The sequence below is a fragment of the Bacillus sp. TH17 genome, from assembly GCF_016651125.1.
Lineage (GTDB): Bacteria > Bacillota > Bacilli > Bacillales > Bacillaceae_G > Bacillus_A > Bacillus_A mycoides.
Genome location: NZ_JAEKEN010000001.1, coordinates 968968 through 985728, shown reverse-complemented (window position 1 = coordinate 985728; position 16761 = coordinate 968968). Strand labels below are relative to the sequence as shown.

Below are 16761 nucleotides of genomic sequence, written 5' to 3'. Positions count from 1 at the left end.
TCATTTTTCATACTTTCCAATTTTTTTCAATAGCTCGAGTAATTCATCCTTCTCATCCTTCGTTAACATTTCAAAAGACTGATATATAACTTGCTCATGACCTGGAAAAATAGAAGCAATAAAGCTCTCTCCAGACTCCGTTAATTGTGCATAAATAACACGCCTATCATTTGGACATGGAATTCGTTTTACAAGCCCTTTTTTCTCTAGCTTATCTACAACGTATGTAATGCTGCCACTAGCTATTAAAATACGCTCACCGATTTGCTGAAGTGGTTGGCCTCCTTTATGATATAGTAATTCTAATACAGCAAACTCAGTTGGATTTAATCCGTTACTTTGTATGGATTTATTTGTAGTATCCATAACAGAACGATGTACACGGGATAATGCAATAAATACTTTTAAAGATTGAGAAATGTCTTCTCGCTCATTATTTGATGTCATACCATTTCAACCCTTCACTTAAATTCTCCGCAACAAAAAGAAAAGCAACGTAGCACTTCATTACAACTTCCGAATGAATATTCACTCATTCCTTTTCCTTTCCCTAATGTAATGCAAATGATTCTTGAATAAAAACATGACAATTTTAACATAGTTTATATATAATGATAATAAAAAAGAAGGAGTACCAAATTTGAAAGTCAAATTACAAAGCATAGTTTTTTACATACTGCTTGTTATACTGCCAACGATAGGGATTGGTGCCACATTTTTTTCATATCACACTTATCAAATGAAACAGGCAAACAAACTATCTGCTCACACTGTTCTCTTTTTATATAGAGACTATTTAGACCATCACCTTGGTGAAGCTATATCTGCCTTAGAAATGCTCGCAAAAGTCGTAGGGACCGAAACTGGAAACATCAATGGGATTAAACAGATTGTACATGATACCGATGGAAATGATGAACGTTTTTCCGGTCTATATTACGCTACGACAGATGGGATGATTACACTCGCATCCCAAGGCGATTCGCCGCCTATTGACGTTTCTGACCGCCAATACATCCAAGATGCGTTGCAATCTAAGAAAACAACTGTATCATCAGTTATTACAGATCGCGTTCTTGGACATCAAGCTATTATGATTGCGTCTCCAATATTTAATAGACAAAAGGAACTCTCAGGCTTATTATTAGCAAGTTTACGCTTTGACTACATTTCAGCCTCTTTAAATGCTATTAAACCACAATATCATTTCGAAGTGACTGATAAACATGATGTAGTTTTTCTAACCGATGATAATAACGAAACAAGCGATGGGCATTCTAACATGCTTACTACCCCACTCCAAAGATTAAATTGGAAAGTCTCTGTTTCTCCGTTACCTATTCATCAACAAACCTTATACCAGTTAGTTTCAATAGAGTGTATAGCTACTTTATTTTTAATGTCTATTTTATTTTTACTTGCTCAATATATGTTATTAAAACGTCAAACAAAACTAGAAAGACAACAAAATGAACTACAAAAAATTGAATTGGTTGGAACTTTTGCAGCTAGTACAGCTCATGAAATCCGTAACCCTCTTACTGGAATTAAAGGACTCGTTTCTCTGTTAAAAGAGAAATATAAAGATGAACAGGATCAGTTCTACTTTTCCGTAATCGAGCAAGAAATAGAGCGGATTAATGAAATTGTAAGCGAATTTCTTATTCTTGGAAAACCAACTGCCATCATTGAACAAACATATGATGTAAGAACGATTCTTAATGAGGTAGCATTAATTATCCAATCTGAATCGAATCTACATAACATTGTATTTCATTTACATTTGCCAGACCACCCTGTTCATATACGTTGCTCAAAAGACCATATGAAACAAGTGGTTTTAAACATTACAAAAAATGCAATTGAAGCCATGGCTTCTGGTGATTCATTAACCATTGTAGTAACAAACAACGAAAAACACGCACACTTGCAAATTATTGATACTGGAAAAGGGATTCCTAAACATATTCAAAAACACCTCTTTCATCCGTTCTTTACTAATAAAGATACTGGAACAGGTCTTGGGCTTGTTATATGTAAACGAATTGTAGAGATGTACAATGGGCATATATTTATTGATAGTAAAGAAAACAAAGGAACGACAGTTCATATAGAGATTCCATTACACATAGTATAATTATCCTTATCCTAAAAGGATAATTATACTTATTTCATAAAACTAGCTACAAACATTCTCCAAAAATTGTTTGATTTCCCTTCATACTCAATTTGAAAAATAGGAACCTTTATAATTGAAAACCATTTCGGTGTTTGTTTTTCTTTGTAACGCTGATACTGTACGATAAGCTTGTCCAATTCTTGACTAACTTGAATTGTCTCCATACTATTTAACCCACTTGTTAATCCTAAATGAATCATTTCTTCACGTTTCATATGAATATCATGCGAAAGCTTTTCTAATGTGTACTTCCTTTTTACAGTAAACATCCATATCCCCCTTATTTTTCTTCCATACTCTCAACGCCTCATCTACTTTAGCCCTTTAAACACTTAATTCTATTTAAAATTGAAGAATCAGAAAATTTAACATTTTTCCCCTGTAATTTACAAATCTTTACCCTCACTTTGAGAATTATTACAAATTATTCTATCTTTGTAAATACATTCGCAATAATAGACATTTTTTTCATCTTCTTTTTTGTAAATACTCAGTAAACAGTGGATTCTCTATTTTCAATGTACTTTTCTTCGACATTTTTTGTTTAATTTATGTAAAAACGCAAAACATAATGATGATTGATAAAGTGAACTTTAATCAGTGGGGGTTTTGTCCATCCCCCACTAATTATTAGCCTTCACCAATCGGGCGTTTACGGGCAGTGGATTTTCCACCTAACTTCTTTACTCCAGCCAAATTTTGAGGTGGGAGTCTTACTGTCCGCAAATAGCGGGATAAAATAGAAAGGAAATATTTATATGCGCAAATATACTATTACAGTTCTCATCTTCACCCTGTTCATACCATTCTTCCTCTTTCCTATTCAAGCAAACGCTCATACGAATAAAGTTGCTATTGTCATCGATGATTTCGGCAATAATATGAAAGGCACAGATAAGATGTTATCACTTCCTATTCCACTCACTGTTGCTGTTATGCCATTTCTTCCTTCTACTAAACAAGATGCAATAGCTGCCCATAAAAAAGGGCATGAAGTTATTATACATATGCCAATGGAACCAATTAGAGGAAAAAAAGAGTGGCTTGGACCAAAAGCGATTACAACCGATTTAAGCGATGAAGAAATAAACAACCGACTCGAACAAGCAATTCAAGAAATACCTCATGCAATAGGAATGAACAATCATATGGGATCAAAAGTAACCGCTGATGAAAGGATTGTACGTCTTATACTTTCTGCCTGTAAAAAGCACGGTTTATTTTATTTAGATAGTAAAACAAACCCTAATAGTGTTGTCCCAAAAATCGGTAAAGAATTAGGCGTTCCTATTATTGAAAACCAATTATTTTTTGATGATGTATATACGGTAAGTCACATTTCAAAACAAGCACAATTACTCATAAAAAAAATCCAAGACAAACCCATTATGGTAGCTATCGGACACGTTGGGGCTCCAGGTGAAATTACATCACGTATTATCGAAACTTCTATTCCTAAAATTCGTGAGCATGCAGACTTTATTTTTTTATCTGATTTAGCATTATCTCCACCTTCTGTTTCAAAATAAAATTCATTTCTCGTACTAAAAAAGATACCTATCTACACATAGCAGATAGGTACCTTTCCTTTTCAACTTAAATATAATCTACATGACTCACCCTAAATCCCTTTTTCTCTATCTTTTCAATTAATTGCTTTAATTTTTTTTCATTTAACTCATCCGATATATTTACGATAACACGGCGAATATATTGATCACCGTTATCAAGCGTAAACAGTCCACCGATATTATATGCTTTTAATAATGTCCCAAGCTCTTTAATTGTTCCCTTACAATCTTGTGTTGCAATTGTTAATATATAACCACCCGTCCGCATACCGAACGAATCCTCAATAACATCAAATACATTAGAGTGTGTTAAAATGCCGACAAATTCATTATACTCATTTAAAACCGCTAAAAACGGGAGACGACGAATAACGTAAAAAGCTCTAAAAAAAGAATCCTTTTCAAAAATAAACGAATTTGGATTTTCCAGTACATCTTCTGTACTTACATCCTCTAATCTGCTATTACACTTCTTTTCTAAAAGATCTACTTTATAAATAATCCCCGTGAATTCCTTCTCATTTTCTGCTAATACAGGGATTGCGCGAAATCCCGTTTCATTCATAATTTGTAACGCCTTTTCACCAGAATCATTCGTTTTGCAAAATGTCACCTGCTGTTTTGGCAGAAAATGATATTTAACTCGCAAAATATGTTCCTCCTTACATGTCAACATGTAATCTATATATAATAAGGAGACCTATATTTTATGAGTGAAATTTCTTTTTAAAACGCTTTCATTTTTTTAAGGGATGGTAATCTCTGTGAATACATCTTTATATAACAGAACTTTTTGCCCCTTTTATCATTAAAAGCTTTACGTGATAGTTCATTAAATACTCTATACCTTCCAACCATTTTTTCGCTTCTTCTGGAGTTTTCCCCCACACGATCATTCCGTAATTATGAACAAGGACTACTCCTCCACCTTCAATAAAATTCGGAACATTATTTTCTAATAAATTAGCGAATTTCTTTTCATCTTCTACAATTGGAATTGTCATTTCTGTAATACCGTCTTTTCCAAAAACACGTTCCACACTACGTTTTTCGAATGTTACTTCTCCTTCTTTCCCATATAGCTCTGACATTAAATGACTATCTACAGTCTGTACTTGTAAAATGCATTCTGCACTACTTTTTTTATAAATATCCGCATGCATAAATGACTCTATAGCTGGTTTTTCTTCGTTTTCAAATACTGGCTCACACATGCAATTTACGACAATAAAATCTTCTTCAGAAAATACCCCTTTATCTCTTCCCTCTACATTCACTAAAAATGTTAATGGCTCTTTTGACGTACACATCGATAAACTAATTTTCGTACCATAAAACCAATCGCGAAGTGCCAATTCTGCTTTCACATCTTTTAATTCGTTCCATTTTTTCAGAAAAAATAACATTTCGTCACCCCCGGCGTAATATTAATATAATATTCAAATCCTTTCTATATAAAAGGAGTATTTTTTGATTATTCTAAAAATTTAATTGAATTATCACACGAGAATGCCTTTTTGTCAATATGGTTTCAGCACCTATCGGAAAAATAGGCCTATTACATGTAAACACTCCTGTCTATTTAGCACTTGATTTTGTACATATAAAAAATACGTTATTCTTCTTATTAAAGAATAACGTATTTTTCTCATTTGTTATTTAATTATTGCGTTATATAAAAATTGTGCGTATTGTTCACGTGTTACGAAATCATCACCTGAAAAATTACCTTTGCCGTCACCTTTTGATACTTTATTATCCACTAAAGCTTTCACATATCCTTCCGCCCAATGACCAGATGGCACATCTTTAAAGCTCTCTACACTATTTTCATTTTCCTTTAACTGGAATACTCTTTGTAATACCACTGCCATTTCATAACGAGTTAATACTCCATCTGGACGGAACTTATCATTACCGTATCCTGTCATAATTCCAGCTTGTACCACTGCATCAATAGCCTTTTCATACATATTTCCTTTCGTATCTGTAAACATCGTTTTTTGTTCTAAATCAGTGTCTAATTTTAAATACCTTTGTATTAGAAGTGCTACTTGCCCGCGAGTAATGTTGTCACCAAATCCAAATTGCCCATTTCCATAGCCTATAAATAACTTTTCTTTCGCTAAATAGTTAATTGCTTCTTCTGACCAATGACCCTTTGGCACATCTTTAAATTCAATTACTTCTTCCGCTACTTTTTCATTTACAACATTTTGAATAACAGACCCTGTGAAGAAGATTCCTGTATCCGCAAATGGATCTTTCACACCAAATTCATATACTTTCTCACCTGGTGTACTCCACTTAACTACATCGTTACTATACGTACCACCATCACTCTTCAGACGAATTTTTGTAGATACCTCGCCGTCTTTTTCGTATATAGGTACTTTTACTTCTTTATTTACTTCTGTATCCTCTAAAAAGACTTTTTGGTTTTGGACATTAATATAAGCTTTCTTACTTAGTTCTATTACTGGTCTAACATCGCTTATTTCATTTGCAACAAAACTTAAATATACTAACTTATTCAACTTACTAACTGGCGATAAGTCTGAAATATAATTTGCTTCTAAATCAAGTTTTTGTAAGTTTACTAGATTTGATAATGGAGTAATCTCCTTTAACTCATTATTAGGTAAATCTAATTCTGTAAGCTGAGTCATTTTAGCAAGTGGTGTCACATCTTCAATTTGATTTTTACCGATAAATAATTTATTTAATTGATTCATTTGATCAATACCCGATAAATCTTTAACCTTATTACGCGTTAATACTAAGTCCTTTAAAGGTAATGAATATAACGGTTTAATATCTTCAATTTGATTACCTGCTAAAGTTAAGTATGTTACATTTTTCAATGCGCTTAATGGAGCAACATCCGTAATTTTATTATTTGCTAAATTCAAGTAATCTAGTTGTTCCATTTTCGCTAATGCTGTTACATCTTCTATTTGGTTGCCTGATAGATATAAACTTTTTACATTTTTCATTTCAATTAGTGGTGCAACGTTTGTAATTTTATTATTACTCAAATCAAGAGATTCTAAATTTTCCATCTTAACAAGTGGTGTTACATCTGAAAATTCATTACCACGCAAAGCTAAATGATTTAATTGCTTTAAATTCGCAAAGAACGACGGATCTGTTATCTTCGCATTCGCAACTGTTAAAGATTTTAAATTTGGCATATATTTTAATGCACTATAATCCAGAATCTCATTCGTGTTTAAAAACAAGTCCTTTACTTGTAATAACTCTTCTTTCGTAATTGGTGTATTTAAATCTTTTCTATTAAATACTTTTTTATTAACAAGTTCTCTTAATTTGTTATCTGTTATCATATTTTGATTATCAACTGGATTATCTGTTTCCGTATTGCCTGAATTAGAGTTATCATCTGGTTTCTCTGTTTCTTTTTCACCTACAGTTGGATCTTTAATTTCAAATTGAACTTGATATTTGTGATCATATCCAATAGCCGGAATAAATATATGCATTTGCATATTGTGCTTCTGCTCAAATTCGCCAATTTCAAATTGGACTACTTTCGTTCCATTTTTTCTTTTATCTTCTGACAGAACTTTCACATCATGAAATACACCAGGTTGATTTCTATCTTCTATTCTAAGATATTGAAAATAATCGCTATCTTGTATTGTTACAGTAACGATTTTTTTCCCATCTTCAATTGCTACTTTAGGATTTTTTATGTACTGAGAAACCATAGATGGCTCATCTTTTTGATCCTTATATATTTTAATCTCAGTATCATACGTGCGATCACTGGCTGCTGCTACCGACTGGTTTGCTTCAATTTTTATTGCTGCTAACGCTGGAGTAGAATACGCAGTAAATGGAATAGCTAATGTTGTTGCTACTACTAGAGCTTTAATATAACTTTTTTCAAAATAATATCCCCTTATCTTATATATATTTCAATTGATAATCACTATCAATTGCTAACATAATAAATGATAATGAATATCATTATCATTGTCAACAAGAATATTACATTAAGTTTATATTTCCATAGATAAAAAATAAAAAACCCTTTACTCAAAGGGCTTTTTTGCCTATCGTATGAAGGATTTCACTTTTTTCTTTTTCATTAATAACACCAATTTTTTGCAAAATGTTTGCATACAATACAAGTTTATTATATATCCGTTCCGACATACTTTCCCTTCTTTCCTTCGACCAACTTTTTTTGTATTGGTAAATTATATGAACGAGATGAGAAAATGTGTCCACTTTTTGCATAAATACAAAGCTTTTATTTTTTTACTTGCTGATAGTAAAACTCCCACCTAAAAATTAGGTGGGAGTCTAAACGTATTCAATTCATTTAGCAAACTGTCCATTGAATATTATGCTTTTTGACTTCTTCTTCAAAACTATAGGGCATTTTCTTATCACAAATAATATGTTGAATACGAGAAAATCCTGCTATTCGGTAGTTCCCTTTTACGCCTACCTTTGTATGATCGCATAAAATATACGTTTTCTCAGCTAATTTCATCATCGCTTCTGACAGTTTCGCCTTTTCTAATTCAAAGCTAGAAACCCCAAAACCTTGCAACAACCCATCAATCGAAACGAATGCTTTATGAAAATGAAATTGATGAATTACTTGCTGTGAAATAGACCCCGACACACGTGAATGTTTTGGAGATACTTTCCCGCCTATAAATAAAACTTCACCGTGAAACATCTTTTTATTAATAGAAGAAATTAATTGTGTTGCTACTGGAAATGAACTTGTTACAATCGTTAAATTTTTACGATGAACAAGATATGGCACCATTTGAAGTGGTGTACTTCCATCATCAATCGCAATAACATCTCCATCTTCCACAAACGTTGCTGCTTTATACCCAATTCTTTTCTTCTCTTCTATATGCAGCATCTCTCGTTCTAACATCGGTGCCTCTATCCCAGCTCCCGGAAGTTGAACGGCTCCACCGTACACTTTCTTCAATTTTTTTTCACGATCTAATTCTTCTAAATACCGACGAATCGTCTCTGTTGATACTGCGAACTCTCTCGCTAATTCTGAAACTTTTACTTTTCCTTTAAACTCTACCTTCTCAAGAATTGTCCTCTTTCTCTCTTCACCTACTACAGACATAGCCTCACCCCATTTATATCTACCTCATAAACTGTCTTACTTATACAAAGTTATAATTTTCTTTGTAAGTAGAAATCTCTTCATGAATATAAATACCGCGCTTTTCTAGTTCGTCAAAAATAATTTGTGGATTTTCGAAAGCTTCTTCAGGAGTAATAACACCGACTTTATTAACTACTCCTTTTGCAATTAACTCTGTAGCGATTCCAAATGGGATACCAACATTTCTTGTATAGGCCCTTAATTTCTCCCAACCTACTACAGAACCGTCAGATAGCGGATGCGTATGGTATAACACATGCCTTTGTTCTTGATTATTTTTCATACCTACTACTTCTACATGAAGTGCATAACCATAAAGCTCTGTTGCTTGTCCTTCTTTCGATTTTAATAGATACTTCGAAATACAATCCATAATACCAATTTCTTTACCGTTTATTTCAATTTGATCATTACGCAATATACCATAATCATATAAAGCACGAACGAGCTGCATATTTTGCTCTGGCCAAGTTCCTCTTGTTTCAATAAGTTGTACACCTTTATCTTCCAGTGCCTTCGCTAACGTAATCGTTTCTGAATGCGGGATTATATACTGCATTGTTTTTCCGTAAGGTGCTGGTAATTCAATTTCTCTCGGGCGCGCAAACGGAGGTACTTGCTTAAATTCACCTTCCTCATACACTGTACGCGTCGGCAAATGTGGATCATATTCATATGTCGTTGTCTCTGTAATTGATGCAGAAAAAGCAATTGGACGATACGAGCCATGACTTACTCGAACTGACTCTACAGTATCTAACTGATTTGCTGCATACATGGCCATCATTTGCGTTACACCTGGTGTCATACCAAACCCAGGTAAACATGTTGTTCCATGTTGAACAAATTTAGAGTGGGATTCATTTTCTTCACCAAATCCATTTAAGTTCACACCGTGACAACCGGCATCTGCGATACAGCGAGTAGACAATCCATTTAACTTTATCGTCGTACCATCCATTACAATGTTATAGCCCTTCATTTTTGCGACCGTATCCTCATGATTTGTCACATCGACTTTCACAAAATCAACACGAGGATCATTTAACCACTCTACTACTTTTCGGCCTTCCTCTTCATTAAAATCGGCTACCATAATCGTCTCAAAAGATGAAAATTGAACTAAATCTAAAATTGCTTCACGACAAATTTTACCTGCTCCACCTAAGCAAAATACTTTCACCCTATAACAACCCCTTTAGCAATACTATCAACTAAGCGAATAATATCGTCTTCATGTACATCACCGATATTTCCAATGCGGAACGTATCTACTTTCGAAATTTTACCTGGATAAATAACAAATCCATATCGCTTTAATTCATTATATAGCTGCAAAAATTCAAATCCTGCTTCTGGATAAATGAAAGATGTAATAATAGGAGATTGATATTTTTCATCTACTAATGGCTTAAAGCCCATTTCTTTCATTTTGTGCACTAGTAGTTTTTGATTGCTATAATATCGATTGTAACGGGCTCTTACCCCGCCTTCTTCTTCTAATTCAAGCAATGCCTGATAAAAAGCATGTACAACATGTGTAGGTGAAGTAAAGCGCCATTTCCCATTTTGCTCTTCCATCGTTTCCCACTGATCATATAAATCTAATGATAAAGAACGAGCTTGCCCTTTACATTTCAATAGTTCATCACGATTTGCGATGACAAAACCGAATCCGGGAACACCTTGAATACATTTATTCGCACTACTAATTAGAAAGTCAATTTGCAACTCAGCGATATCTATTTCAATACCACCGAAACTACTCATTGCGTCAACCAGTGTAACTTTTCCATATTTTTTTCCCAATTTACATACGTCTACAATTGGATTAATAATACCTGTAGTTGTTTCACAATGAACAACTACAATATGCGTAATCTCTTTATCTTGTTGTAATAACTGTTCTACTTCTACAATATTAGTAGGCTCCCACTCTTCTGTTTGACTGACCACCACATCTATATGTAACATCTCTGCCATTTGTACAATCCGCTTACCATACGCACCATTTGTACAAACTAGCAGCTTTCCGTTTCTAGGAATAACAGAACCAATTACTGCTTCAACCGCAAACGTACCGCTTCCCTGCATTAAAACTGTTGTGTACTTTTCTTCTTCCTTTGTCGCTAACGATACAAGCCTATTTCTTACATCTTGCACCATAGTGTTATATTCAACATCCCACGTACACCAATCGTATAACATAACTTCTTTTACAGTTTTTGTTGTCGTTAATGGTCCTGGTGTTAATAATAAATAGTGATTTTCATTCATGATCGTGTGCCCCCCTTTATGAAATAATAAGTTCTTGTTTCTCGATATGTTCAATTACGTTTTCGAGCTCCTGCATCGTTTCAATTGTAAAATGAGCCCCATTTTCAACGAAACGATTACGAACTACTTCTATTTTTTCACGAAGATCTAACGGATCCATATTCTCAACTTCCTCTTCCGTTAAACCGAGCTCACTACTACCGAGGATTACACCAACTGTCCACATTCCAGCATTTCTACCCTCTTTCATATCTGACACGGTGTCTCCAATTTTTATCATATGATTCATTGGGTATACACAGAGTTCCATCGCATTTTTATAACACATCCACGGATATGGACGACCTGCTGGAACATCATTTGGCGTCACAAGAAAATCAGGTTTATACCCTTGTATTTCTGCTTCTTTTGCAACAATGTCCATCATTTCTCTCGTATAACCAGTTGTTGATCCAATTTTAATACCTCTTTCACGTAGTGAAGAAACCACTTCTTTTACCCCATCAATTGGCGTGGCATAGTACGGTAAAATAGCAAAGAGAATTTTTTCAAACTCTTCATACATCTCATGAATATCTTCTTCTGTTGGTAATTGTCCGAAGACACGCTTCCACTCATTCGAAATACGGGGCATTTCCGTTAATACCCTAACATGATCAATCTTCAATAACCCCATTGGTTTGCGAGCTTCTTCTGCTGTAATTTCAACACCGCGTTTATGAAAAATTTTCATGAATACTTCTAATGGTGCAAAACATCCGTAATCAACTGTCGTACCTGCCCAATCAAAAATAACTGCTTCAATTTTCATTCTATCCATCACCCTTCTTACTTATCTTTTTTGCCATTGTGACGTTCGGTTACGAAGTGCTTTCGTTCCCCATTCATATACAACCCTCACTACAATATTTGTCACAACAATAAGTACACTCATTGCAGCTGCTGGTGCTACATTTCCTGCATCGTCCATATTTACAATTGATACAGCAGCTAGTTTAAAATCAGCCGCATATAAGAACACTACTGCCGATACAGTCACCATTGAATTTACGAAATAGTACATAACCATTTCTAAAATAGCTGGTAAACACATCGGTACTGTTACTCGAAAGAAAGTTTTATAAAACGGTACGCTCATCGACTGTGAAACAAGTTCAAACTCTCGGTCTAGTTTCTTTAAAGCAGTCGTTGCGGTAACAAACGTTACAGAGTAAAAATGAATGATATTTACTAATACTAAAACAGCAATTGTGCCATATAAGGAATGAAACGGATTTGTTACTGAAAGTCCTAGAATTTGAATTGTTGGTTGACTAAAGAAAAAGACATATCCTAATCCAAGTACTAATCCAGGAATCGCTAACGGTACAATAGAGAAAAAGTAGCCTACTTTTCTGAAAAACTGTAGCTGTTCTATTTTTTCAATCGCATAAGCGAACACAAATGTTAAAATCGCCCCGATAACTGCCGTAATAGCTGAGACAATTACACTATTTTTAAATGCTTCAATTCCGTCTCCTGTCAAACTTGAAAAATTAAAATGCTCAAGTGTAAAACTCATATTATATGGCCATACTTTCACACTTGCAGCAATACCAACTGCCACAAATAAAAGAATGATCATAAACGTGACTATGCTACAATATACGAATGAAATAACATCTCTTTTCTTATTATTTATTATTCTGTAAGGTACTGCTTTTGAAGATAAGAGATTCGCCTGTTTTCTTTGCGTAATACGATCAACTGCAAATGCGAAAATAGCTGGGATCAATAAAATCATTCCGACAGTTGCGCCCATGGACATATTTTGCTGTCCAATTACTTGCTTATATACGTCAGTAGCAAGTACGTTATATTGTCCTCCAACAATTTTAGGTGCCCCAAAATCAGTGAAACTAAGTGTAAATACAACGAACATCGCACTAATTAATCCGTATTTCACACTAGGTAAAGTAACCGTAAAAAACTGTTTCACTTTACTTGCACCCAACATATTAGAAGCTTCATATAAACGATAATCAGAACCTTGGAGAGCAATTAATAAAATAAGGAATGCTTGCGGAAATGTATACATAACTTCAGCCATTACAATTCCTACTGGTCCGTATAACGGTATTTGTATTCCTTCAAATAAACCAAACATTCCTTTTGTTATTAACCCTTGATTACCAAATAAATATGTAAGCGCAATACCGTGCATCATCGTTGGTGCGAATAATGGTAATAATGCTATGTATTGAAATACGCGCTTTCCAAAAACATTTGTACGAGCGATCGCATATGCGTAAGCGAAAGCGAGTGTAACCGAAATAATTGTTGTAGCGCCCGAAATCCATATCGTATTTTGTAGTGATTGAACTAGCGTTGGTGTTGTGAAATATTTACTGAAATTCGCAACACCAACAAAAGCTCCATCTTTATCATAAAAAGCTTGTGTAAACAGTTGTAATAAAGGCAATACAAGCATGATAAAAAATGAAAGAAGCATACCAATAATTAATAGTCTTTGTATCCACTCTTCTTTACCGATACGTCTCTTAATCTTTTTTTTTGTACTTTCTGCCTTAAAGTTTTCTAACATCTCCATCTATACAATGACCTTCTTTCCATATGACAACATATGATTTTCTGAGAAAGAGATTTGAATTGGCTTTCCTTTTCTAATAGCAGTTTCCTCTACTTCTGATGCCAATATATCCACTACAATTTTCTCATTATAAAGGTGTGTTTTCTCTTCTATGACCCGCACTTCCGTCCGGTATACAGAACCGCGAAATTCCATACTTTCTACAACTGTTTTAATACCATTATTTTGTACAACTGTTACATGTTCAGGACGAATCGCATGTTCTTCGTTATTTTTCGAAAAGAAATTAATAGAACCAATAAAATCTGCCACAAACGGATTGGCTGGTCTTTGATAAATCTCCTCTGGTGTTCCAATCTGCATAATTTCCGCATGATTCATTACAACAATTTTATCAGCCATCGTTAATGCCTCTTCTTGATCATGCGTTACCATAATAGTTGTTACTCCCACTTTTTCTTGCAAATCACGCATTTCTCTGCGCAACTTTTCACGCACTTTTGCATCTAAAGCAGATAACGGCTCATCAAGTAACAAAATATCGGGAGACAGAGCGAGCGCACGTGCAAGTGCTACTCGCTGCTGTTGTCCACCAGACATTTGAGCAGGATATTTATCTTTTACATTCAGCAAATCAACAAGTTCTAACGCCGATAGCGCTTTTTCTTTTACTTCTGCTTTTCCATATTTTTTTGTTTTTAAGCCGTATTCAATGTTTTCAAGTGCAGTTAAATTCGGAAATAATGCATACGATTGAAAAACCATTCCGAAGTTCCTCTTTCCAGGTGGTAATGCTGTAATATCTTTTCCATTCACAGCAATACTACCTGTTGTTGCCTCTTCTAGCCCCGCTAAAATTCGGAGCAATGTCGTTTTCCCACAACCACTTGGGCCTAATAAACAAACAAACTCATTTTTTTTCACAGTAAAAGAAATATCCTTTAACGCTGTAAATGCATCAAACTGTTTTTGGATGTGTTGAATTGATAAATATTCGCTCATTTTTCTCTCTCCCACTCACTTACTTTTTCGGTTCTGCTTTTTGGCCAAACTCTTTTTCCCATTTTTCTAAAATTTTGTCACGATTTTCTGCTGCCCATTTAAAGTCATTCTTTTTATATAACTTTTCTGTCACATCTTTAGGGAATCCATCTGGAAGTTTATAATCATTTTTAATTGTCGCAAATCCATTTTTCTCGAAGTATAACTTCATTACATCATCTGTAATTGCCCAATCTAAAAATGCTTGCGCTAATTTATCATTTTTAGCATTATCTTTTTTAATAAGTGCGTTCGCTTCTACTTCCCAGCCTAATCCTTCTTTCGGCAGTACAACTTCAACTGGTGCACCTTTTTGTTTCTCTTTCAAAGCACTATAAACCATTGATACACCAACTGGATATTCACCTGCGCCTGCTAATTTCGCTGGTTTTGAACCTGAATGAGTATAAGTTGCCATATTATCATGAAGTTTCTTCATGTAATCCCAGCCCTTATCTTCTCCCATAATTTGTAGCCATGCAGAAACTGTTAAAAATCCTGTTCCAGAAGAAGCCGGATGCGGCATAACTAGCGTTCCTTTATATTCTGGTTTCGTTAAATCTTCATATGATTCTGGCATCGGTAAATTTTTCTTCTTCAATTCTTCTTTATTTACAGCAATCCCCGTCATAAATGCAGTATTTCCTACCCATTTTTCTGGTTTCTTATCGTCTTTAAATTGCGAAAGGACACGATCTGCTCCTTTTGGAGAGTATCCTTTTAACATATCTTTTTTCTCTAAAGCTAATAGACTAGACGCTGCAGTTCCCCATACAACATCTGCTTGTGTATTTTTCCCTTCAGCTAGCAATTTCGCTGTAATAACTCCTGTTGAATCACGAACAATGTTCAACTTCACGTCTGGGTACTTCTGTTTAAAAGAATCAAGATAAATCGGTACAAGCTCTTCTTCAATCGCTGTGTAAACAGTTAATGATCCAGATAATTTATCATCTTTTACTTTTGCTCCAGCACTTTCTTCTTTCTTTGCACCACACCCCATTAATAACGAAAATACCATTCCAGTTGCTACAGCTTTAAAGATTGTTTTTTTCACTGTCTCTCTCTCCTTTTACAAATCTTATGTACAACTCTAATATAAACAACTAGTGTAAAAGCAGTATTAAACCAACATTAATCTTTTGTTTGTTGTTTGTTTTTGTGTAATACGTTGCTACTTCTATGTTTTTTCGCATTTTTCTGCTAATATCAAACGTGAAATTTACAAATAATTAAAAAAACCTTTATAATCCCACAAAAAAATGAGGCGTTTGTAAAAAACGCCTCATTTTTGTTTACCTTTTTTGAATTACGATTTGCATACTTCGCACTATTTTCTCCTTCATACTCTAATGCGAATTCTGCATCTGGTAAGCTTTCTTTCGGAGTTTTATTATTATTAATTGCTGCATTTTGTTTTACTTTTCTTTTTACCAACATACTCACCTGCTCTCACGAAATAACTTTCTATTCTAGTTTGAAACAACTTACATTAATTATTACTGGGAAGTGTTAACAAGTACATAAGAGCTTATAAATGGAAATACTACATACGAACAAGCCATTACAAAAAGGAGCGATTACTTTGAAAGAAAAAGAAACGATACAATCGCCAATTTTAGACGAGACGCTCCCTCATCAAATGAACTTTCCTTCTTTTAAAGGCACAGGCAAAAAGATGCAACAACCTTTTATAAATCAATATGATGTTGTAATTGGAGACAGTAAATACGATTCCACTAACAGTCCTCTTAATAATTGGAGTGATGAGGTAGATCCTGCTATTATGGCTGGGGAAGAATGGATCCATCCTACAAATGATATCGGATGGATTGCAGAAGAAAATCAAGAATTACTTAAAAACGAAGTTGATAATAAAAATGATGCTTTTATGCATCCCCAATTCGGAATTAACGACTAAAAAACC

The 16761-nt window shown here is 34.2% G+C and carries 16 protein-coding genes; 3 read left to right on the top strand and 13 right to left on the bottom strand.

Annotated elements, in window-relative coordinates; genetic code table 11:
* The gene (locus JFT95_RS04890) at window positions 1–447 is read right to left on the bottom strand and encodes a MarR family winged helix-turn-helix transcriptional regulator (protein WP_002011538.1); all 447 of its coding nucleotides are present in this window, start codon (window positions 445–447) and stop codon (window positions 1–3) included.
* 193 nt (window positions 448–640) lie between these two features.
* On the opposite strand from JFT95_RS04890, the gene JFT95_RS04885 reads away from it, so the two are divergent.
* Complete coding sequence (locus JFT95_RS04885) at window positions 641–2137, top strand: DUF3149 domain-containing protein (RefSeq protein ID WP_088039004.1); 1497 nt, start codon at window positions 641–643, stop codon at window positions 2135–2137.
* 29 nt (window positions 2138–2166) lie between these two features.
* Here the strand turns inward: JFT95_RS04885 and JFT95_RS04880 are convergent, their stop codons facing one another.
* Window positions 2167–2448 (bottom strand): aspartyl-phosphate phosphatase Spo0E family protein, encoded by a 282-nt coding sequence (locus tag JFT95_RS04880; RefSeq protein WP_088039002.1) that lies wholly within the window; start codon window positions 2446–2448, stop codon window positions 2167–2169.
* Window positions 2449–2937: 489 nt separating this feature from the next.
* On the opposite strand from JFT95_RS04880, the gene JFT95_RS04875 reads away from it, so the two are divergent.
* Entirely contained in the window at window positions 2938–3708 is a 771-nt protein-coding gene (locus JFT95_RS04875; protein ID WP_002011545.1) for a divergent polysaccharide deacetylase family protein, read from the top strand.
* A 67-nt stretch (window positions 3709–3775) separates the two neighbouring features.
* Here the strand turns inward: JFT95_RS04875 and cbpA are convergent, their stop codons facing one another.
* From cbpA to JFT95_RS29450, 11 genes are all read right to left on the bottom strand, one after another.
* Window positions 3776–4399 carry a cyclic di-AMP binding protein CbpA gene (gene cbpA, locus JFT95_RS04870; protein ID WP_002140932.1) on the bottom strand — a complete coding sequence of 208 codons (624 nt, stop codon included), beginning with the start codon at window positions 4397–4399 and terminating at the stop codon, window positions 3776–3778.
* 127 nt (window positions 4400–4526) lie between these two features.
* Window positions 4527–5156 carry a class II aldolase/adducin family protein gene (locus tag JFT95_RS04865; protein ID WP_002011549.1) on the bottom strand — a complete coding sequence of 210 codons (630 nt, stop codon included), beginning with the start codon at window positions 5154–5156 and terminating at the stop codon, window positions 4527–4529.
* A gap of 249 nt (window positions 5157–5405) precedes the next feature.
* Window positions 5406–7679, bottom strand: a complete 2274-nt coding sequence (locus JFT95_RS04860) for an NEAT domain-containing leucine-rich repeat protein (protein ID WP_201053589.1) — start codon at window positions 7677–7679, stop codon at window positions 5406–5408.
* Between the two features lie 422 nt (window positions 7680–8101).
* Window positions 8102–8884: a DeoR/GlpR family DNA-binding transcription regulator gene (locus JFT95_RS04855; RefSeq protein WP_002030497.1), complete on the bottom strand. Its 783-nt coding sequence runs from the start codon at window positions 8882–8884 to the stop codon at window positions 8102–8104.
* A gap of 40 nt (window positions 8885–8924) precedes the next feature.
* Window positions 8925–10109 carry a saccharopine dehydrogenase family protein gene (locus tag JFT95_RS04850; protein ID WP_201051623.1) on the bottom strand — a complete coding sequence of 395 codons (1185 nt, stop codon included), beginning with the start codon at window positions 10107–10109 and terminating at the stop codon, window positions 8925–8927.
* On the bottom strand, window positions 10106–11203 hold the full coding sequence (gene phnW / locus JFT95_RS04845) for a 2-aminoethylphosphonate--pyruvate transaminase (RefSeq protein ID WP_088038997.1): 1098 nt from the start codon (window positions 11201–11203) through the stop codon (window positions 10106–10108). The genes JFT95_RS04850 and phnW overlap by 4 nt, the downstream gene beginning before the upstream one ends.
* A gap of 16 nt (window positions 11204–11219) precedes the next feature.
* Window positions 11220–12014 (bottom strand): phosphonoacetaldehyde hydrolase, encoded by a 795-nt coding sequence (phnX, locus tag JFT95_RS04840; protein ID WP_088038995.1) that lies wholly within the window; start codon window positions 12012–12014, stop codon window positions 11220–11222.
* A gap of 21 nt (window positions 12015–12035) precedes the next feature.
* On the bottom strand, window positions 12036–13793 hold the full coding sequence (locus JFT95_RS04835) for a putative 2-aminoethylphosphonate ABC transporter permease subunit (protein ID WP_002126162.1): 1758 nt from the start codon (window positions 13791–13793) through the stop codon (window positions 12036–12038).
* Window positions 13794–14795, bottom strand: a complete 1002-nt coding sequence (locus JFT95_RS04830) for a putative 2-aminoethylphosphonate ABC transporter ATP-binding protein (protein ID WP_002086828.1) — start codon at window positions 14793–14795, stop codon at window positions 13794–13796. It abuts the gene before it with no gap.
* A gap of 19 nt (window positions 14796–14814) precedes the next feature.
* Window positions 14815–15891, bottom strand: coding sequence for a putative 2-aminoethylphosphonate ABC transporter substrate-binding protein (locus tag JFT95_RS04825; protein ID WP_002030507.1), 1077 nt, complete (start codon window positions 15889–15891; stop codon window positions 14815–14817).
* A gap of 152 nt (window positions 15892–16043) precedes the next feature.
* Complete coding sequence (locus JFT95_RS29450; RefSeq protein ID WP_242487641.1) at window positions 16044–16274, bottom strand: hypothetical protein; 231 nt, start codon at window positions 16272–16274, stop codon at window positions 16044–16046.
* A 97-nt stretch (window positions 16275–16371) separates the two neighbouring features.
* On the opposite strand from JFT95_RS29450, the gene JFT95_RS04815 reads away from it, so the two are divergent.
* Complete coding sequence (locus JFT95_RS04815; RefSeq protein ID WP_002011568.1) at window positions 16372–16755, top strand: DUF3905 domain-containing protein; 384 nt, start codon at window positions 16372–16374, stop codon at window positions 16753–16755.
* The last annotated feature ends 6 nt before the right edge of the window (window positions 16756–16761 follow it).